Here is a 19,859-nt window from a genome sequence, read left to right on the forward strand (position 1 = left end):
CCGGGCGTAGCCATTTATGCCGTCAGCAAGGAGTCACCATGAAAGCAAAAGCCAAATACGGCCAGGCCCTGCGACTGGCCTCCACTACTCAATTAACCCGCGAGCAGTGGCTCGCTATCCGCAAACTAGGGATCGGCTCTTCCGATGCCGCCGTGGCAGTCGGGCTCTCCCCCTACAAATGTCCACTCAGCCTGTGGTTGGAGAAGACTGGCCGCAAGGAGCCGGAGGATATCTCTCACAAGGAAGCTGTGCTGTGGGGCATCGAACTGGAACCTGTGCTGGCGCAGGTCTACGCCAAACGCACCGGCTATAAGGTGCGCCGGGTCAATGCAGTGCTGCAACACCCCGAGCAACCCTTCATGCTCGCCAACCTCGATCGAGAGGTAGTCGGCCATCACGATGGGCCGGGCATTCTGGAGATCAAGACCGCCAGCTATCACAGCGCCCCCCAGTGGGAGGAAGGAGTGCCGGTGGCTTACCAGTGTCAGGTACTCCATCAACTGGCCGTCACCGGCCATGCCTGGGCCGAAGTGGCTGTGCTGATCGGTGGCCAGGATTTTCGGATTTACCGCATTGAGCGTGACGAAGAGAAGATCCAAGATCTCACCGAGCGGGAAACGCAGTTCTGGCAGATGGTGCGACAAGACCAGCAGCCCGAGCCTGACGGTTCCAGCGATGCCGCCAATGCCCTGAGTTGGCTCTTCCCTCGTGATGATGGCCAGACGGTGGATCTCTCCGATTCTCCCGAGTTCAACCAGCTGTTTGGCGAACTGCTGCGATTGCGTCAGCAAAAGGAAGCGGTCGAGCTGCAGGAGTCACAGCTCAAGCAGCGGTTGCAAGCCACCTTGGGTGAAGCGGCAGCCGGGCTGTTTGCCGATGGCAAGATCTCCTGGAAGCGCAGTAAAGACCGGCTAGCACCGGACCTGGATAAGCTCGGTCAGGATCATCCCGACCTGCTCACCCGTTACGTCAAACCGGTACCCGGCGTGCGCCGTTTCACCATTCAACCCTTGAGGCAAACACCATGATCAAAGGACTGGCGATTACCCCGCCCGTGATCGGGCGGATCTGCATCGGCAAGCTGGTGCAAAAACAGGATAAGTGGGTACCGGAGAAGGACGACAGCTTCACCCTCACCACCCAGGTACAGCAAAAGGGGGGATGGTTGCTCCATCCCCTGCATCAACACTACTCATCGCAAAAGAGTGGCCAAGGTCAGGAGCAAACCAAGATCCGCGCCATTCCAGTGCGGGTGCTGTTCAACGACAGCGACTTGAATCTGCGGGCGGAATACAGCGCCTTTGACCGGCAAACCGGCAGGCCGCTCTGTGTCGGGAATGGGGAGGTGGCAAGACGAGTGGGGGCACAAGGCATGGAGGAGGTCAGCTGCTCTGGACCAGAGCGCTGCGCCTTTGCCGGGCAACAGGGCTGCAAGCTGTACGGGCGACTGAACCTGTTTGTGGAGGGGCAAGGGGATGAGCTGGGCAGCTTTATCTTCCGCACCACCGGCTACAACTCGGTACGCACTCTGGCGGCACGGCTCAAGTACCTGGAGGCTGTGAGCGGTGGCCATACCCGCTATCTGCCGCTCACCCTGCGGCTGCGAGCCAAGAGCACTACCCAGTCCTACCGCACACCGGTCTACTACGTGGATTTAACCTTGCGAGAAGAGACCAATCTGACCGAAGCAGTCAAGCTGGCACAAGAGGCCGCCCAGCGTGACCAGGAGGCGGGGCTCGCCATCGACCAGATGGAGCAAACCGCTCGTGAGCTGCTGCGTAACGGCCAGTTTGAGGATATCGATGAAGAGGTGCCGATGTTGCTGGAGGAGTTCTATCCCGAAGCAAACAGCGACGATACGGCGAATGGAAACGTAGGGGCAGTGGAGGTTGCCTCGCATAACGCACCGCAAAGCCAAATAACCAGAATGCCGCAGAGGCCACAACCAAGAAGGAGTCCACTCACCAACAAATTGGGGAAAGGGAGCCCATCCTCTCCCCAGTGAATGGCGGGCGTTCAGCCGGGACGGGCTAACCGCTCCACCAACCGCTCAACCGTTTCCAGCAACAGGGTCCGGTCGGCATCATCGAGCCGGGCCAGTTGCTGGCTCAGCACAATGCCCTGCTGGTCGGGCGGTTGCTGGTCTCGCGCAGAAAGTCCGCCAGCTCACAGCCAAACAGCTGAGCCAACTCCGCCAACCGCACCACGGTCGGCACCACTATTCCCCGCTCCATCCGGGAGACGGCTTCCATTCCTATCTCAAGGTGCTCCGCCACCTGCTCTTGCGTGAATCCGGCTTGGATGCGCTTGTGGCTAATCGCCTTGCCGACGCTCTTGGCTAACAGCTCAAGGTTGATGTCTGTCATGGTTCCTCCAGTCAACCTCTATGGTTGACCATAGACCCATTGACGATAAGGACTCAAAAAGGCGAATACCAACCCAGCAGGTTGCACCTGGTCGTAAATCGATGATCGCTACGCTGACCGACTCACCGACAACAAACATCAATTCTCGTTTGTGGGGTCCCCTCCTATCTCGGGTAAAGCGCTTTTACGCGAGCGGTTAGGGCGGCTGCCATTGTTACTATTGCTCTGTTACATAAGGAAAAGTACATGACTCGTTACCCCGTTATTGCCACCCTGTTTTTTCTCGTCGTCACCATTTATTCACTCTGGACCGGTAGCTCCCCGCAGCTCGGGTTCTGGGGCCATATCTGGCACTTTGTCTTTGGTTCTCTGTTTACCTCACTTGGCCTGATGGGCGGGGAATTGTTCCGCCGCTTTACCCAACCAGACATGCTGTTTGCTGACGGCGCACAGGAGATGTTCAAGAAGAAGCTGTTTTGGAAAGTTGGCCCCCAGCTCATCGGGGGTGTGGTGGGCTACATCGTGGCAGGTGGCTTTTTACAAAATGTGTTGGGTTACTACGTTGGATAAGGAGAGTTAACCATGAACAAATGTTGGATCACGTTGACGGCCATCCTGCTATGCAACAACGCCCTGGCCTATGGCGAGGCCGGACGCTGGAGCAGTGGCTGGGGTCAGGGCACCAGCGAATACACGGCGGTGGTCAACGAACAGAACCATCTCTATATCGCCTGTAATGACACCCGCAAGGTCAGCATGACGGCTACCTTGCAAGGCAAGGAGTACGGCTCTTATGCTGGGCAAGCTTTCACCATCATCGTCGATGGCAGCCAATACGATGCGCCCTATGAGACCGAATCCCGTGTCGGTGAGAACAACTTCTTCGACATGTGGGACAAGCTGCGCAAGGCCAAGTCGATCAGCATTTTAACGGCTGACGGCAAGCAACTCGCACTGCCAACCAAAGAGGTCACATCTGTACTGCCCGCCACTAATACCCCTGAGTTTGACTGCTTGATGTGGGACCAATAGCTCACATCCATTCCCATCCAAGAGGAGGCATTTGCCTCCTCTTTTTATTTCTGCAATTCACCCACCCGTGAAGGAGACGCACTATGCCCCCCTGTATTCCTCCCGAATGCGAGCCGTTCGATCACCCAGGTTTTTGGCACAAACTCTGGGCCTTTGCCAAACGTGCCGGTCGGCCCTTTATCGAGACCTGCTTGCTGCTCTACTACACCAGCCAGAAGGATGATCTGCCGCTTTGGGCCAAACTGCTGATCTACAGTGCGCTGGCTTACTTTATCTCACCGATTGATGCGATCCCAGACGTGTTGCCGATGGGACTCACCGATGACATCGCGGTACTGAGTGCAGCACTCGCCAGCATTACCGCCTTTATTGACGCCCAGATCCGTGCCCGTGCAGCTAGAAAAATGCGCGAGCTGTTCAGACAAGATTAACCCCCACAAGGAGTACATCATGACTATTCCCTTTTTCCGGGACGGCTTTGCCCTGCCCGTTGACCAAGCATTGCTGGTTCTGCTCGACCAGGAAGTCGCTAAAAACGAGCTCAATATCGAGCGCTTAACCCAACTGACCTTCAACTTTCGCAATCCCGGCTACAGCGCCGAGCAAGGCGGCGTACACCCAGTCGAGATCCGCCTGATCCGTGGGCTCGATGGCTGGCTATTCGATTACGTCACCGACTTCAGCTACCAGGGGCTCGGCCATGATGCCGAGCTCTGCAAGGAGCTCGACTTCAACTTCCTCGATGGGGAACACACCATGTTGGGCTGGGGACCGTTGCGGCTGGCCGAAGCGCGGGAGTTGTTCGACATCTGGCAGCGCAACTTCATTGCCTACTGCCGGTTGGAATGCTTCAGCGTCACGGTCGCAGGAGATTAGGAGGACACGATGAGCCAAGAATTAGCGCTCTCCCACTACTCACGTCAGTGGTTGGGACAAATCGCCGCCAACGCCAAGATAACACCCACCAGCAGTGGTCAGCGTTGGCTGCTGCACCTGACACCGGATAGCCAACAAGCCAGCACAGTCACCTTACAAGTGCGCTGGTCTGGCGTGCAGTGGCAACTGCTCTCTCTCACCAATGCTGAGGACTGGCACACCATGAGCCACCCGAGGGATGAAATCTGCATCGACCCCGAACGTCGCTGTTTCTGGCATTGCCAGGCAGGGCCAGTCCCGCTCAACGAGCAACCTCGCGTACTGGCCAACTTTCTGGCTGACCTGCAGCGCATCTGCATCCATCGCGGCTATGCGGTGGAGAGTGACCCCATCCCTGACAAGGAGACCGAAGATGATTAACGCCGTGATCGCCATCGAGCTGGAGGCTTATCTTGAACACGATGGTCAGATTGAAGTGGTACATGACCAGGGCCTGCCAGTGGATGGTTATACCCTCTACCTGCGCTATGAAAACGAACGGGGCGACGCACTGGCGCAATGGCTGTGCGATCACCCGGATCACAGCTGGCTAACCCAGTTCGGCATCCTACTAGCCACCAGTTACCACATTCCGCTACACGACTACACCCCGCACACCTTGGCGGCCTGAGTACCGCCAGCCAATCCAGCTACTACCACATTTACCAACCCATTAACCAAATACCTCGCCTACCCTGCCGCGTCCAATGCGGTGGGCGATGGCATATGGAGCACAATCATGTTGCATCACAAACTGATCGCCGGGGAGATCCCTGGCACCTATCTCGTCACCGAGCTGATTAACGAAGAGGACCTGTTGACTATCGCCAACCAGATTGCTCGTCAGAAGCTGGCCAAAGGAGAAGCTATTACTGACAAATACTTGGCTCAAAAGACACTACAAGCAATATTGCAGACCAGGGAACGAGAAGTGTTTGTCGCTCTTTTTCTCGATAACCAGCACCGGCTTCTGGCTTACGAAGAGCTATTTTTGGGCACATTAGGTGCTGCTACTGTACACCCCAGAGAAGTTCTTAAAAGCGCACTCAAACATAATTCAGCTGCAGTACTACTGGCCCACAACCATCCCTCCGGCTACGCGGAGCCCAGCTCAGCCGACCTGCAGATCACCGAGCAGTTAAAAGGCGTATTACAGCTGGTAGAGATACGTCTGTTAGATCATGTGATCATCACCGCACATACCTGTGTGTCGCTCGCGGAGCGTGGGTGCTGTTGAGCACCATCAGACCACGGCAAGGATACTTGCCGTGGTATCCTTTAAGCTTGTTTTTTTGATTAAACACACGAGTTTTACACGCTCACAGTTGGAACCCGCAGACAGCTGTGTGAAACTAACAGACCTATCTATTGACCACACAGATCCCCTATTCATGACAGCCAAAGCCGACTCTCTGCGACAAAAAGTTAATACCATCCTCACAGGAAAAAAATTACACGATCATCAACGTATCGCAGCACAAAAAACATTCGATGCACTGAATGGTAATGTCCGAGCGGTTATCACTGCTGCAGAGATGCAAGCTGGTAAGTCGGGTGTGGCACTCGCTCTTTGTTGTTTGCAGCGTCTCTCACTGACTGATGAAGAGATCTGCGACCGAACTAAGCTCAAAGACACTCTATATTTGGTAACCATGCCTGACGTTGCCTTGTTAGAGCAGGCAGAAAAAGATCTGACAGATGCCAAAAACGTTGTTGTGAGTAACTTTATTCGATTCGACCAAGATTTAGAGCGAAGTTTTAAAGGCAATCCGCCCAAACTGATCCTGATCGACGAGTGCCACTATGGCTCAAATGCAGCAGCTATTCGGTACTGCAAGGTTTTTGATTACCTCGAAAAAGAGAATAAAGATTGCAAAGTAGTGTTTATCTCTGCGACGCCATTTGGGGCTCTCTATGCGGCAGAGACTGAATATGATGTTGCCAAGCACGAAGAAGAAATAGCAAAACATAATCACAGAGACAAAGAGGCTATCGAAGCTGCAGAAGCAGCCGAAGAGGCAGCTCGCAACTCAATTTTACGGCGTGATTTTAACACCAAATTGGTATTCCATCGCACCAGTAACGAGTACTACGGTGTTCGGGAAATGCTGCGTTGCAATAAAGTCACAGGATTGGATTCTGACTCGAGGAATATTCTTGATGACTCGCCTGCTAAAGAAAAACTACTGAACTTACTTGAACAACATGAAGGTGCTGGATGGGTATTGGTCAGGGTGCCACCAGGTGCCGCCATGGAGGCAAAAAATGGTTTTATTCAAGCAGGATTTGCAGATCAGAATGTTCATATTCTTGGCAAAGATCTCAGTGGTGTCCCAGAAGACCAATTAACTACCATTGAGCGATTTAAAAAAGAGTTCGATGAGTGCATCGACTTTGACGAAAAGCTCATTGCTATTACTGTAGCAGGCTGTCGCGCAGGGATTAATTTTGGTCAAGATATGAAACAGCGGCTAATTGCCACCTGGGATAGTACAGTAACCAGTGTCGCAGCAGTGGTACAAGCTAACATTGGCAGAGCCTGTGGGTACCATGACAATCGAGAAGCACATCACTTCACAAGTCTTAATGCGGCACAAGCCTATGGGGCAATCCTGGATTACCTTGATAAAAATACCAGTGAACACGCCGCCTCTGATTTTGATGGTCTCAAAGAATTTTTTGAAGATGTATGCCAAGAGTTTAATGTCAATGGTTTGGATGTCGGATTAACTGTCAAAAACAAGCGACGTCGCCCCATCGGTGATGTTGAAACCTACATGACAGACAGTTATGTTGCCGTGCCAGCTAAGCTGCTTGAGCCTGATTACGACTTCACACAACACACCGAGGATAAATTAATCCTGCAGGCCATAGCACTGCTACGTGAAGAGCTACTCAGAGATTCAGGTCCTTCGGTAAAGTCTTCTCGTGCCATGCGTGGTGCCAAGAAAAATTGGGTAAAAGCTCATTGGGTCAATGGCGACTCCTATGATAACAAAGAAAAAGCACGTAAAGAGGGTACGATGAAAGAACGGACCCTAAATTTTACGCAAAAAGTTGCTCAGCAAGAGCCTATAGAATTCAATACTATTGTCATGCCTGGTTCTGGTGAATACACAGAGCAAAAGCTCGTCACAGCAACCATTTTCAGTATTTATAACATGTCCCGACGCAATAATGTCAGCAAATGGGTCATGACTGAAGATGATGTTCACGAAATGTGTGATCATTTTGGTATAGAACACGATGACACAATGTTCGTACTCTATAAGCGTGGGGAATATAATGCCGAGGCAAGCCGTATGAAAGCTGCTGCCAATGAACTGCCAGAAAATGAAACAATCATCCATGATGAATCGCAATTTTCTGAGCAACAGCGCAACGTTTCAGTGAGTTAAAAAATCACATGAACAATCAGGTAACACGGCATAGAGAAAAAGTTGAATCAGTACTATCTGGTAATACCTTCTCACATCAGATAAATGCGGCGCAGCGTGCTTTTCGTCATTTCGATAATGGATCAAGAGCTGTCGTTATCGCGGCAGAGATGCAATCAGGAAAGTCTGGTATTGCCTTAGCACTTAGTTGTTTGCAGCGGAATTCATTATCTGACAGTGATTTATGTGATCGTCGCAAGTTAAAAGATACCTTGTACTTGGTCACGATGGCTGACCTTGCGCTGTTAGAGCAGGCCAAATCTGATTTCGCTGCATGCCCCAACATGGTCGTGAGTAATTTCACGAATTTCCGGCTTACTCTGGCATCCGAGTTTAAGCATCAACAGCCACGATTGATCATCATTGATGAGTGCCATTATGGCACTCATCAAGATGGCGTCCGCTACAGTGATGTATTCAATTACCTTGATAGTGAAAATAGTGCTTGTAAGATTGCATTTATCTCTGCAACTCCTTTTAGTGCTCTCTATGCCGCTGGTGCTGACTCAATTCTAAAACATCAGTACCACACTCAACTGGTATTTCACAAAACAAGCTCCGACTACCACGGTATTCGGAGCATGCACAAGCATCATCAGATCGTGAAGCTCGATCCGACACAGCGAGATTTTTGCCAAGACTCCCTATTGCGAAGACGATTCATCAGACAATTTCTTGAACATCAAGGCCCAGGTTGGAGCCTCGTTAGGGTACAGAGTGGCGCAGCTGCTTCAGTGAAGGCCATTCTGCTTGAGCAAGGGATTGCAGAAGACCAGATTTTTATTATTGGCCAAAAGCTAGCTGGTGTCGAAGAACATGAAATTAGCTCGATTCAAGACTTCAAATACGCTTATGATGCCGCCAGCCTCTTTGATGATAAACTCATTGCTATTACAGTTGCAGGCTTTCGAGCAGGCATAAACTTCGGCTCAAAAATGAAAGAGGAGTTAATTAACAGCTGGGATAGCACCATCTCAAATATAGCGGCAATCGTCCAGGCAAATATTGGTCGAGCATGTGGCTACCATAACAACACCAAGGCAATCCATTATACTAACCTTGATGCGATTGGTGCATATAGTGAATTACTTGATCATCTTGAGTCTCAATCTGAACACTGTGACTTTTCAGCCTTACATGCTCAGTTTGAACATATCTGCCAACGTTATGATGTCGCAGGTTTTGACCGTGGCCTCACCATTAGCAGTAGTGTAGAGCACTCCGTAAAAACCACTATCCAGCCAGACCAGTTTATCTATTTAACTGAGCGTTATCGCATAGTCCCAGCAAAACTGCATGAAATTGAGCCAGACTTTAGCGACTACAAACTCGATAACGATGAATTAGAAGCTATCAGACTTATTCGAGATGAGTATCTTAAAGACGGCGGACCGTTTATAAAAAGTGGCCGGGCTTTACGAGGGGAACATCAAAACTGGATCAAGGCACAGTGGGTCAATGGCGCCACCTACAATGACTTTACCGATAGTTGTGCCAAAGCACGAACTTTATCATTTATTAAAACCCTTGATCAGGGTGAGCCATTAATATTTAACCAGGTCGTCAATCCTGGCGGTGGTGAGAGCACAGATAGCAAGCGATTGATGGCGACCATTTTCAGCGTGTACAACTTATCACGGCAACAGAGTGCCTATAAACGCACTATGGATGAAGATGACCTTATGGAATTATCTGCGGCCCTAGAGATTGACTATGATGATACCATCATTGTTTTGTTTAAGCGGGGAGAAATTCAAGATGCAAGGGATGAAAACAAAAATAGCAATATCATTGAGTCACGAATAACCAACCAATCAACCTTTAGATTAAATTAGGCAGAGAGCCATCTCTGCCATTTTAATAATCATGTTTTGCAGCATCTTTTATATTTTTTTCCTGAACCACATGGACATGTATCATTTACACCAATCTTTCGCCTCCCCACAAAACCAGCGAACTTACTACCAGTCAATGGTCCTTTTTTTGATACATCCAAAATATTACTTAATGCATCAGTAAATATTTTATGAAGATCGTTTTCTATAAGCATCTTGCTATATGTAGTCGCTTGTTTATCTCCCAAATCTGCTGCTTTCTTTATCAACTCACTGCCTTTTATCTTATCTGGCGTTACATTATTGCCTTCAATTAAATCTCTACCATAGGCATACATTGTCTGAGTACATCCGAGTTCAATTGCTTTCTCAGCATACTCAGTTGCCAATATCATATCTTTAGGGCAGGCCTTGCCTTCACTATAATAAAAATATAGTTGTCTCAATGCCAATAAGTCACCGTCTAGACTAGCAGGTTTTAGCAAATAGAAGGACTCAGCATAAGACCCAGAATTATATAAAAGAGCCCCAAGTAACGTTTGAGAAGGTTGATGATTTCTCCTTGCAGCAGACCTTAGTGCGGTGAATGCTCTCTGCTTATAGGGGTCATCATCCGGCCTGTCGGCAACTAACAACGCAAATTCATAGTTGTATTCAGACCTTGCTCTAGCATGAACCAGCTCTTCTCTTTCTTTTTGGTTGCACCAAAAATTGACTGACACTTTATCTAATTCAGCATCCAGTTCAACCGCAGCCAAATATAATTGCAAGGCAATTTCATCATGACTCGAAAGATGGATATTTTGACGTTCAGTTACAAACGTAGTGGGTAGTTTTTGAAAGTATGCATCATGAAGAGCACTAATTGCCTTCCCACCTAAAAACTTATCTTTTGCATTGTCAGAAAAAAATGCCTTATATATTATTTCTTTTTCCTCAACAGATCTTAACTCACCCTCAATAATTACCACATTAGTTGGAGAAGATGAGAGCAGTACAGATAAGTCCGTTAACAATGAACTAAACAATGATCTTGCCTGAACGAATGCCGATATTAGTTCATTGCGTTGCCTATCATGCGGCAACTCTTTATTGGCATGCACTGCATTATTTGCTAATTGCCTTACTTTATGTAGCTTATCCTTTATTTCTCGAGTAAAGATGCGCTCACTGTAAAGAAAGTCGATAAAGTCACGTAGTGTTAAATCGTCTGTTCCATTGAGATTGTTCTTCTTCGCTAGTTCTGCGCACCACAGCTCCAAAATTTGCCGGAAACGCGTCAGAGACACGTCTGGCAGTACCTGTTGATACTCAATAGCCTCCTTATAAAGGTTTGCAATCTTAGTACCAAAGACAGAGACAAAGTCCGTATCAAAAACCGTATTGCACTCTTTGTTCATATAATCCCTTTGTCTCTGTTCATTGTTATTTATTGTTGTTAGATACAATCAGCTCTGGCGTTAAACACTCCTGCAGACTCACACCGCCGTGATTGTAGTAATCCCCCGCCTGGAACAAACTGATCCCGGGGGCCATTACTACTCGCACGGCGGGGTTCCAATGCCAGGGGCATTGCAGGTAGTCACTCTGGCCATTACCTTTCAAAATGGCGCAGCGTGGTGTGCGCAGTTCTGTCATGTGTTTGGTCAGTTCTGCTTTAGGTAGCTTCTCTGGGCTCCATAACCAACCATGGTCGGTCACCACATGTACTCTGGTCCAACCGGCATCCAACAGACTAACAATCCGCTCAACCACCCCCTTTAAGGCATGATCGATAAATCTCGGCAGGCTCTGCTGACGCTCGTGCCCAAGATTATCCAGGTCACCACACTGCACCCAAGCCTTACCTTGTTCTGGCTCACCACAGTCGTGCCCTTCCAGATATTGCCAACCCGCTTGGGCTAGCCCTTTCTTGAAATGATGGCTCGAGAAATCAGCCCCACTGTCGGCAAATTGCGGGACAAATTTATCGCTTTCCAGATCACCGGTTAATAAAGGGCTAAGGGGGGTCACTGCCGCTTTCGCTGTCGCCGTCAGACTAGGGAGTGCGCTCCAGCGTGTTTTCAAGCTGGCATGAAGGTTAGCCTGCGCCAAAAGATGCATAAGACGATGACCCATATCCAAACGCAACCCATCGACAAAAAAGAGTACGGTACTAGCCCCCTGGTATGCTCCAACAGGCTCTTGCACTCCCTGACCACCCGGATAACCCTGGCTCTTCACCAAGTTCTGAAAGTGCAGGGTCACCGCCTCTAACCAAGGGGTATAGAGTTTGCCAAGCAGCGCGGCAGCTACCTGCTCCATAGCGCTATCGCTCGCCAAGGCCATCACCTGCAGGGCAAGATCATCGGTCTGCCATACCTTCTCCTGGTAATAGCTGGCCATGGTCTCGATATCCGGCCCACCCAGTGGCTGTCGTGTCAGTTCACTCAGCTGGCTTAACGGATCAAGCAACATCGCCCAGGGTGAGAGCCCGAGCCCAGCCCACAACCACTCACGCCGGGTTGCATGCTCAGCGTTAAGCGACGCCAGGTGGGTACGAATGGTTGCCACCTCCTCGTTAACCAAGGCGGTGAGCATCTGCGCCAGCCGTTGCTCTTCATGCTGATTGCAAAAGGGATAGCGGGCTGTCTCAGAGAGCAATTCGCTGGGCTGCACCTGATGCAGTGCCTTAATCAATGAAGAGTGGTGTGCGGCGGTGTCGCTAAAACGTTCCCACACCGCTTGCCAAGGTCCCTGCGCATCACACAGCAGCGGTAACAACGAGGAAAGCTCAGCATTGACAGGCTCAATACCAAACGCATCTTGGCTCTGACCACAGAAGCGCTGCCAGCGGTTGCTCTGTCGCCACTCCTTTTGGATGGCCTCAGGCTCATTAAGCCAAGCCAGCATATTGCGGATCGGGTCGCCCCCCGCCAACGCATAGAGATCGCTGGTTTCTAACCGTTTGCCCTGCAAACTGGCGGCCTGGGCTTCCAGCAGATCAGGCAACACCTCAAGCAACGCTTGCTGGGTTTTACCATCTTTGGCGACATCGAGCTGCAACCCCACTTTGGGGTTACTTAAAAAAGAGCCTACGCTCCAATCCCGACCGGCAGTGTTATAGGCCCACCAGCAGCCGCGATACTGCAACTCGGCAAGGGGCTGCAGGGCAAGCGAGCATTGGTCGATGGCACGCAAATCTTTGCGGCTGACCCCAGGGAGATAGAGGATCGGGATGGCATCCGCAGGCAGGGATTGCTCTGGTGCCGTACCTGCAATCATGCACTTTAGCCAAATGGCTGGGCCGGTGCGCTCGGCGGGTCGATACTCCCCCAGCTCGAGTAGTTCAGGTAGGTAGCGCTTGATAATCGGCATGGCGGCTTGCCACTGCCGGGCTTCATCGGTCCAGAGCACTACTGCGGGCGGTACCTGCACCTGAGAGTTATAACGCGCACTGTCGCGCAATTGAGTAACCAGATAGTCGATAACTTGCATGGAATTCTCGATTCTGTTTCGCGTCTTAAGGCCTTAAGCCAACCCCTGACGGATCAGCTCGCCATGAACAAAGGGAGAGTTTCGTTGTAAAAAAGCGAGCGAACAGTCATTTTTCAAGTAGTTGTCATAATGCCGGGCGCGCATCTGATTATGCTCCGGGCTATCGAGCTTGAGACGGGTAATGGTCTTAGCAGCCGCATCGGCATGCGGTGTTCCGGCAGGATAACGCGCATGGTTGACCGCAATCTCGCCATTGGCAAAGTTGATGATAAAGGTCTCAGGGGCCAAACCGATGGGGTCTAGCACATCATCAAACTTATTCTTATTGCGGTTCGGACCGAGGGCGCTTAGACGGTAGTTATCCCACTCATAGGCATCCCCGGCATTCTGCGATTTGGCCACAAAGTGGTCGGTCGAGGCCGCGCCAATCACCCACTCAAAATAGATCGCCAAATAGGCGCAAACACCGCTGTAGGTATCCCACAACTGCTTGTTAGAGCGCGTCCAATAGTTGGGCAAATCCGATACCACTGGCGGTGGGGCATTGAGCGCTATGCCATTTGTGGCTAACCAATCATGCCCCGGCTGGCGAACTCTGGCATCAAAATCGGCAGGCTCAGGTTGCAATTGCACCGGGATCATAACGGCCAGCCCTTCTTATCGCAGATGGCACGCCAGCGAAACAGAAACTCATCGGTCGGCTTTAACGCGAGCAGCAATCTCTGATACATGGCAGCGAGCGCCTGGGGATCTGGGGCCGCTTGCCCCAACAGCGCCGAAGCCTGCTTGATCAACTGTTCATACTCTTGCGGTCGCCCACTGGGTAAGTCAAAGGCATCACTGGTTAACCAACTGGTGACATCCCCCTGCTTCTCAAAAGCTCGCCGGGTGAGCATCACCTCGCCTTGGGCCAGATCCAGATCAAACCAGGCATCTTGGCTGGCATCAAACAGCGGCTCGACCGAGGCCATCACCAAGGGGGAATGGGTCGCGGTGATTAACTGCACCTTGGCCTGTTTATCAAGCAGCCCCATGACGCCGAGCAGGGTGGGCACTATGCTGCGCTGCCAGCTGGGGTGCAGGTGAGATTCAATCTCGTCGATCAAGAAGGTGATCTGGGGGGTCACCGGTTCACCCAGTTGCTTGGCCGCCTGCTGGTGCTCTTGCCAGGCCCACACCAAGAGATAGGCCAGGGCTAAGATACGCCGCATCCCCGATGAGGCATGCACCACCGGCACATCTTTTTGGTACGGCATGCGGATGGTCGGGATATCCCGCGCATCATCCAGGCTGATCCGGGTCAACTCCCCCAGGGTCAGGATCTCATCAGGAGAAGGGGAGAGCGCCTTCAGTACCGCTTTCAGGTGTTTAAATGCCGGCCCTTTCTCTTTTTGCCAGCTGGCCAGATCGCGAATAAGGCCATTACACAACCAACTGCCATCACTACTGGCCAGGCCATCCCATACCTCGCTAGGGCTGAGAACATAAGCGGGCAGACGCTCTTGAATATCGAGCTCTCCCTGGGTGCGCCAGTAGTTACGATGCGGATCCCACAGCGCGAAACTCCCGTCAGCCATGGCATAGAGCACCAACCCTGGGTTGGCAGGCCGCCCGGGGCGGCCGGTCCAGCTCTGTTCACGGCGGGCAAAGGTACTCTGGTACTCTTCACGTTTACTCTTGGCGGTAAATGAAAAGCTGATGCTCGCCTCCCCAACCTCACTGGGCAGGGCTTTACGCCCTGTGGTGAGCTTAGGGTTGATCTCAGCTGGCCAGCGGCGAGTCAGCGCCCACCAGGCGATATCCAGCAAAAAGCTCTTACCCAAGCCATTATCGCCGGTTAGCAGATTAAGCCGCTGGCCAAAGGCCAGCGACAAGGTAGGGGCAGGGCCAACATTGACCGTCTTGAGCGTATCGATCATAGGGCTTCCATCATTTGGGTTGGTTTGCTCTGGCGGCGCGTTTGTCTTCTAGCGACAAGTGGTGATCGTTAATACGCGCTCCCTCTTTTTCACCATATTGCAGGCCCAGAGTGTACCAAGGGGCTGAGGCAACGTCGTTACCGCGATCCTTGTTCCAGTTGATATTGGGCTTAAAGCGCAAGATCCCGGCACCTTTTTTGCCGACATCGGCCGCTTTGAGGAAGGGGCGGATATTGAGGCGCACGCCGTCATTGAGGTCCGGTTCCCAGCCGATGGGCTGTTCGGCCAGGGGCTTCCAGCGTACAAAGATATCGAGCCCTTTTTCACCGGCCAAGATGGCCTCGAGGCGCTGTTGCAGGTTTTTGGCGGCGATAAGGCGCTCTTCGGCACCATCACGCGCTTCTTTTACCCCTTGCTCCTGAATGCGGATCCAGTCGCCCAGATAGGTGTAGATCAGGCGCTCCAGCCCAGAGCGGTCGAGCTTGTGGTAGTTGACCAGGGTGGAGAAGCCATCTTTTAGGCCGTCCCAGATATGCCAGATAAAAGGTCGATGTTGGAACAGCTTGCAGTGCTGCTCGAAGAACTTATCGCGCAGCCAAAGCTCCAGACTCTTGCTGCCCACGGCAGTCAGCAGCTTATCCAGGGCACCGTTTTTCCAGTCATCCTCGTAGGCCGCCACCAACAATTTTTCCAACCGAGTATGGGCTGGAGCTTCACCGCGCACAGCAGGGAGGCAGACGATGCCATCTTCATCGGCAAAGGCGTTAAGCTTGACCACCTCATCGACCAGCTGACGCTGCTCATCGGCTAGCTCCATCTCTTTATCCAGCTCGGCGGGCCACTGATAACCCAGCAGCCGCGCTACCGCTACCTGCAGTACGGTCTCATCGAACCGTACTGGCCCCTCTTTGGTCCATTTGCTCTCTTCATCCCAAATCACTGAGGCACAAGGATGACCATGGAAGATCCATTGGGTGGGGTCATTGGTATACGATGCTGGTAACCCATGGGGATATTTCTCTTGTGCAATCGATTTCCAGTAAAAATGATCAAAAGGTACTTTTATCAAAGTAGCATTCGTCACATTCATTTTTTGATCTATTATTCTAACCTCTCGGTTAAACTCTGGTGATGATGAATAACACCATAGCGCGATTAAATCGTCTTCATTAGTAGGGACAATTGTTGCCGTATTGTTATCGTAAAGGGCTCCGTCATAGTTCGTCGCAGGAAGCTCTCTCATCTGGCCATGTGCGATTCCTTTTTTCCCGTAGGCCTGATTTTCCGTACCAGGGCGCAACATTCCTAAACCCTTCGTGGACCAATCAATGATGTGTTCCTTACCCAATCCTATTTGCGTCATCGAAGGTGTGCTTTGCAAAAAACGAAAGTTACCCAGCGTAGCTTTTTCCCAATACTTCTTAATCCATTTGTCGGTATCCCCAGAAACAATACCCCGCATACATATTGCAAAGTTAGATAGCTTTGGAAGACTCCCGAGTTTTCCTTCAATCGTTATTGCACAATCTGGATTTTTGTTTTGTTCACTTTGTTCTATAGATAAAATTTCTGAATTTATACAACCATTTGACTTTTCAACGGCTGATTTACTAGCTGATACATCCACCCCACGCAAAAACGCATCCTTAGGTGCCACACCTTTGCTCAGGGTAATTAATGCAACAAAAGCACCAGCTGCCGCAGAAGATTCGAAGCCCTTTTCTCCAAGACGCGCCAACAAATTCCAAGTTTGCTCAGCTAATAATTTTTCGCGGAATTTCTTATAGCTGGTCAGAAATAACCAGTTCTGCGGTAAGACAATCGTTGAGCTACCGCCCTGAGGATTAAAATCGAGGCAACGCTCCAAAAATACGGTGGCCAGATCGGCTTTGGCTTCCGGGTAGTAATTTTCACAATAGTCTCGTAAGCCACTTGCTTGGCGTTTGGCTCCCAAATAGGGCACATTGGTCGCTACCAGGTGGTAGCTCCCCGTCAGCAACTTAGCTGCCAGGGCCAAGCCTTGCGCCGCGACTTGTGTCTCTTTACTTTCATCATCACTTTGGGCTTGGGCATCGAGCAGTTGCAGCCAGGGGGCCGGAGCACCTTCACCCTTACCCTCATAGTGGGCACGCTTGATATCGATAAGGCTACCGAGCACAGGGGCATCGCTAAACTGGCGCTTTAGCCACGCGAGGGCAGGTTCAAGCTCTGGATTTTGTTTGGCGAGCTGCTGCCACTCATTGCTGGCGGCCAGCACATCTTGCCCGGAGCAGGCGAGCTGCAAAGCAGGCAATGGCCGATAACCACCGGCATCGGGGAAGCGCCAGGCTTCGAGCGCCAGGGCAAAGGCGGCGATTTCGATGCAGCGGCCATCCAGCTCCAGGCCATGCAGGTTTTGGGTGATCACCCGCTCGATGGCGGTATTGGCATCACACCCTTCCAGGTGCATGCGCATCGGCACCAGCATCAAAAAGAGGGCCACTAGGAAGTGACCTGAGCCGCAGCAAGGGTCGAGGGTTTTTAGCTCGCGGATATCTTGTGGCCAGGCGTCGAACCAGCCACCAGCCGGTTGCCAGAGATCACCTTGGGTATCAGTCACTTTAACAAAGCGCAGGTAAGTAAGCGGCACGCCTGGGATGGCTGCGCGCTCACGCAATTCCTGCTCATCGCTGGCATGACGCAGGTGATCATCGGTGAGACGACGTTTGGCCCACCAGGCACCCAGGGCGTTATCCAAGAGGAACGAGACCATATAGGGTTCGGTAAAGAGCTGGGTGACCGGGCTCAGTTCATCGGCCCCGATGGGCACGCCGGACTTGTTGACCTCCTCTTTACGCTTGCTTTGCCAGAACTGATAACACCAACCCAGACTGTCTTGTGCCTCGAACACCGCCGGTGACAGGGCCATGATCAAGCCTTCGAGGGTGCGCTGATGGTTGATGGGCAGGCGCACTGCCAGCACGGGGGAATCCACCCGAAACACCTGGGGCAACATCTTGGCTGCCAAACTCCCTGCCAGCTCCCAGGAACTGGCGCAATCGGTCTCTTCTTCTAACAGCTCTGCGCACTCATCCAGGGTGACCGGGGTATAAGCGTCATACATCAACAGGTTGTTTTGCTCGAGAAAACGGGCAAACAGCATGCGGTGCCACTGCTCGTAGGCCATCTCGGCCAGCAGGTGAGCGGTCTCTTGCTTGCCATTATCGTGAAGCGGGTCGCCCAGCTGGCGGGCATGGGCCCGCAGACGGTTACGCAGCTTGCGCTGCCCGTCGTTCAGAAAGGCGGGCACTGTGGCATCAGCCACCCCTAAGCGCTCAATCTCTTCCCGGCAGGCGGTTTCAACCACCTCACGGGCAGCGAGGACGGTGCTTTCCAGCTGGGTTCTGAGAGTCTTATCCAGGGCTTGTCTCATGGTGTTAGCTCGATATGTGGCGGATGAGTAAACCCATACGCCTTAAATTGAATGCGGATATTCGGTTAAACAGCGCAGCGGCCAACGTGCCGCTGCGCTCTAAATATTGGTTATCTTGGGTTTGCGTTGCTCACTAGCTGACGCGCACCGGGTTACCTTGGGCCAGTTCGCTGCGCACCTGATCTTCTACCTGGGCCAGCCAGGCTTTTAGATCTTGTTCTGATTCAATCAGCGGCTTGGGCAGAGAAATATGGCGGACTTTGGGTTTAAGCTGCGTCACTGCATCATTGAGTGCCTTGGCAAAGTAAGAGGGCAAGGCGGCAATGCGATCGTTCCACCCCTGCCAGGAGCAGTTATCCAGGCTCTGTTGCACCTCTTGCAAGCTACCCAGTTTGAGTGCTGGCAACTTAGCAATGCCGTGCTTGGTGAGCAGTTGGCTCTGCTGATCGCCAGTGAGCTTGGCCCAACTGGGGTCACTGTCGAGTTCGCGGTAGCAGGCCTGGTACTCCTGCTCATAGCGGTCACAGTGCGCCATGATGGTGTTACGCAATGCGTCTATGGCTTTGTTGAGTAGCGGCTGCACCGGGGAAGGGCTTTGCAACAGGGTACGACCGGCACGCAGGGCCTCGCACTCTTGATTCAGCTCGCCAGAGACCGCCAGTTCACGGCAGTAGGGCAGCAGACCTTGCAGGTTGTCCCACTGCTCTTTGCGCTCGGCCACCAGCTCAAGCTGCGCTTTCCAGCTCTCGAATTCGGCTTGCAGCGCCTCTTTGCCTTCAAAAGCGGCGAGCAGTTGATCATTGCCCGAAAGCACCAATAGCTCATCGAGTTGCTGGGTTGAGGGGGGCAGTGGCAAGGGAGCCTCGCCCCCGAGACGACGAGCCAGCGCTTTGGCCTGTTGTAATGCGTCGGCAAGCTTGCTGCTCTCTTCCCCGGCGTTACAACTCACCCCCAAGCTGTTGATCAGGCTGCGCACCTTGATTAGCTGCACCTTGCTGATGGTGGCCGTTTCGGGACGGAACTGGGTCGGGCCGACCTGGGCGCGCTCCAGGCTACGCGCATCAGTGGCATTGAGTTTGGCATCGCTGGCTTTAAGTACGCCAGCTGCCAACATGGCAAAGAGTGCGCCATCAATTGCGTCGCGGGACCAGCCGTAAGGGGCTTTACCAAAGTGTTCGCGCACTTCGCTGCCGGTTTTCATCACTCCGATAAACTTTCTGATCTCACGGCAAACCGGGTGGTTTTGTGCCTCCCCCTGGTGGCCAATCGCCTCTAGCGCATCGGCATCCCCCTGGCTGGCACGGGTGTAGACCTTGGCCCACTCCTTGTGATCGGCCATATCGAAGTTGCGATAAAGGCGCACGCAGGCCGTTTCGGCCCCAGCTTGCAGTTGCGCCACCAAGGTATCGCCTCCCACTTCACTGCCACCAGAGAGGCGCAGCCACATCATCCCTTCCATCTCAGCG

Annotated in this window: 16 protein-coding genes and 2 pseudogenes; 11 read left to right on the forward strand and 7 right to left on the reverse strand. The window is 52.2% G+C overall.

Annotation, left to right across the window (positions count from 1 at the left end; translation table 11 throughout):
• Nucleotides 1-38: 38 nt before the first annotated feature.
• Entirely contained in the window at nucleotides 39-1,028 is a 990-nt protein-coding gene (locus ACB030_RS10545) for a YqaJ viral recombinase family protein (protein WP_371159602.1), read from the forward strand.
• On the forward strand, nucleotides 1,025-2,005 hold the full coding sequence (locus ACB030_RS10550; protein ID WP_371159604.1) for a hypothetical protein: 981 nt from the start codon (nucleotides 1,025-1,027) through the stop codon (nucleotides 2,003-2,005). Before ACB030_RS10545 ends, ACB030_RS10550 begins: the two co-directional genes overlap by 4 nt.
• An 11-nt stretch (nucleotides 2,006-2,016) precedes the next feature.
• On the opposite strand, the pseudogene ACB030_RS10555 reads toward ACB030_RS10550, so the two are convergent.
• Nucleotides 2,017-2,366, reverse strand: a pseudogene (locus ACB030_RS10555) (helix-turn-helix domain-containing protein).
• Nucleotides 2,367-2,612: 246 nt separating this feature from the next.
• On the opposite strand from ACB030_RS10555, the gene ACB030_RS10560 reads away from it, so the two are divergent.
• From ACB030_RS10560 to ACB030_RS10600, 9 genes are all read left to right on the forward strand, one after another.
• On the forward strand, nucleotides 2,613-2,936 hold the full coding sequence (locus ACB030_RS10560) for a hypothetical protein (protein ID WP_335847465.1): 324 nt from the start codon (nucleotides 2,613-2,615) through the stop codon (nucleotides 2,934-2,936).
• 12 nt (nucleotides 2,937-2,948) lie between these two features.
• On the forward strand, nucleotides 2,949-3,398 hold the full coding sequence (locus ACB030_RS10565; RefSeq protein ID WP_371159606.1) for a hypothetical protein: 450 nt from the start codon (nucleotides 2,949-2,951) through the stop codon (nucleotides 3,396-3,398).
• Between the two features lie 83 nt (nucleotides 3,399-3,481).
• The gene (locus ACB030_RS10570) at nucleotides 3,482-3,829 is read left to right on the forward strand and encodes a YkvA family protein (RefSeq protein WP_335847468.1); all 348 of its coding nucleotides are present in this window, start codon (nucleotides 3,482-3,484) and stop codon (nucleotides 3,827-3,829) included.
• A 19-nt stretch (nucleotides 3,830-3,848) separates the two neighbouring features.
• Nucleotides 3,849-4,274: a DUF2787 domain-containing protein gene (locus ACB030_RS10575; RefSeq protein WP_335847470.1), complete on the forward strand. Its 426-nt coding sequence runs from the start codon at nucleotides 3,849-3,851 to the stop codon at nucleotides 4,272-4,274.
• Nucleotides 4,275-4,283: 9 nt separating this feature from the next.
• Nucleotides 4,284-4,694 carry a hypothetical protein gene (locus tag ACB030_RS10580; protein ID WP_335847471.1) on the forward strand — a complete coding sequence of 137 codons (411 nt, stop codon included), beginning with the start codon at nucleotides 4,284-4,286 and terminating at the stop codon, nucleotides 4,692-4,694.
• Nucleotides 4,687-4,944 (forward strand): hypothetical protein, encoded by a 258-nt coding sequence (locus ACB030_RS10585; protein WP_241871092.1) that lies wholly within the window; start codon nucleotides 4,687-4,689, stop codon nucleotides 4,942-4,944. Before ACB030_RS10580 ends, ACB030_RS10585 begins: the two co-directional genes overlap by 8 nt.
• Before the next feature lie 108 nt (nucleotides 4,945-5,052).
• Nucleotides 5,053-5,550, forward strand: a complete 498-nt coding sequence (radC, locus tag ACB030_RS10590; RefSeq protein WP_213387493.1) for a DNA repair protein RadC — start codon at nucleotides 5,053-5,055, stop codon at nucleotides 5,548-5,550.
• A gap of 154 nt (nucleotides 5,551-5,704) precedes the next feature.
• Nucleotides 5,705-7,711 carry a DEAD/DEAH box helicase family protein gene (locus ACB030_RS10595; protein ID WP_335847475.1) on the forward strand — a complete coding sequence of 669 codons (2,007 nt, stop codon included), beginning with the start codon at nucleotides 5,705-5,707 and terminating at the stop codon, nucleotides 7,709-7,711.
• An 8-nt stretch (nucleotides 7,712-7,719) separates the two neighbouring features.
• Nucleotides 7,720-9,585, forward strand: coding sequence for a DEAD/DEAH box helicase family protein (locus ACB030_RS10600; RefSeq protein WP_335847477.1), 1,866 nt, complete (start codon nucleotides 7,720-7,722; stop codon nucleotides 9,583-9,585).
• 29 nt (nucleotides 9,586-9,614) lie between these two features.
• Here ACB030_RS10600 and ACB030_RS10605 read toward each other — a convergent pair whose 3' ends face one another.
• The 6 genes and pseudogenes from ACB030_RS10605 to ACB030_RS10630 all read right to left on the reverse strand — a co-directional run.
• Entirely contained in the window at nucleotides 9,615-10,985 is a 1,371-nt protein-coding gene (locus ACB030_RS10605) for an SEC-C metal-binding domain-containing protein (protein ID WP_335847479.1), read from the reverse strand.
• A gap of 25 nt (nucleotides 10,986-11,010) precedes the next feature.
• Nucleotides 11,011-13,062, reverse strand: a complete 2,052-nt coding sequence (gene pglZ / locus ACB030_RS10610; protein ID WP_371159611.1) for a BREX-1 system phosphatase PglZ type B — start codon at nucleotides 13,060-13,062, stop codon at nucleotides 11,011-11,013.
• A 33-nt stretch (nucleotides 13,063-13,095) separates the two neighbouring features.
• Nucleotides 13,096-13,704, reverse strand: coding sequence for a hypothetical protein (locus ACB030_RS10615; RefSeq protein ID WP_371159613.1), 609 nt, complete (start codon nucleotides 13,702-13,704; stop codon nucleotides 13,096-13,098).
• A complete protein-coding gene (locus ACB030_RS10620; protein ID WP_371159615.1) occupies nucleotides 13,701-14,981 on the reverse strand; it encodes an AAA family ATPase in 1,281 nt (426 codons plus the stop codon). The genes ACB030_RS10615 and ACB030_RS10620 overlap by 4 nt, the downstream gene beginning before the upstream one ends.
• Before the next feature lie 10 nt (nucleotides 14,982-14,991).
• Nucleotides 14,992-18,393, reverse strand: a complete 3,402-nt coding sequence (locus tag ACB030_RS10625; RefSeq protein ID WP_371159617.1) for an Eco57I restriction-modification methylase domain-containing protein — start codon at nucleotides 18,391-18,393, stop codon at nucleotides 14,992-14,994.
• A gap of 133 nt (nucleotides 18,394-18,526) precedes the next feature.
• Nucleotides 18,527-19,859, reverse strand: a pseudogene (locus ACB030_RS10630) (BREX system P-loop protein BrxC); the annotation flags it as partial.

It is taken from the genome of Aeromonas sp. S16(2024), assembly GCF_041403065.1.
Taxonomy (GTDB): domain Bacteria; phylum Pseudomonadota; class Gammaproteobacteria; order Enterobacterales; family Aeromonadaceae; genus Aeromonas.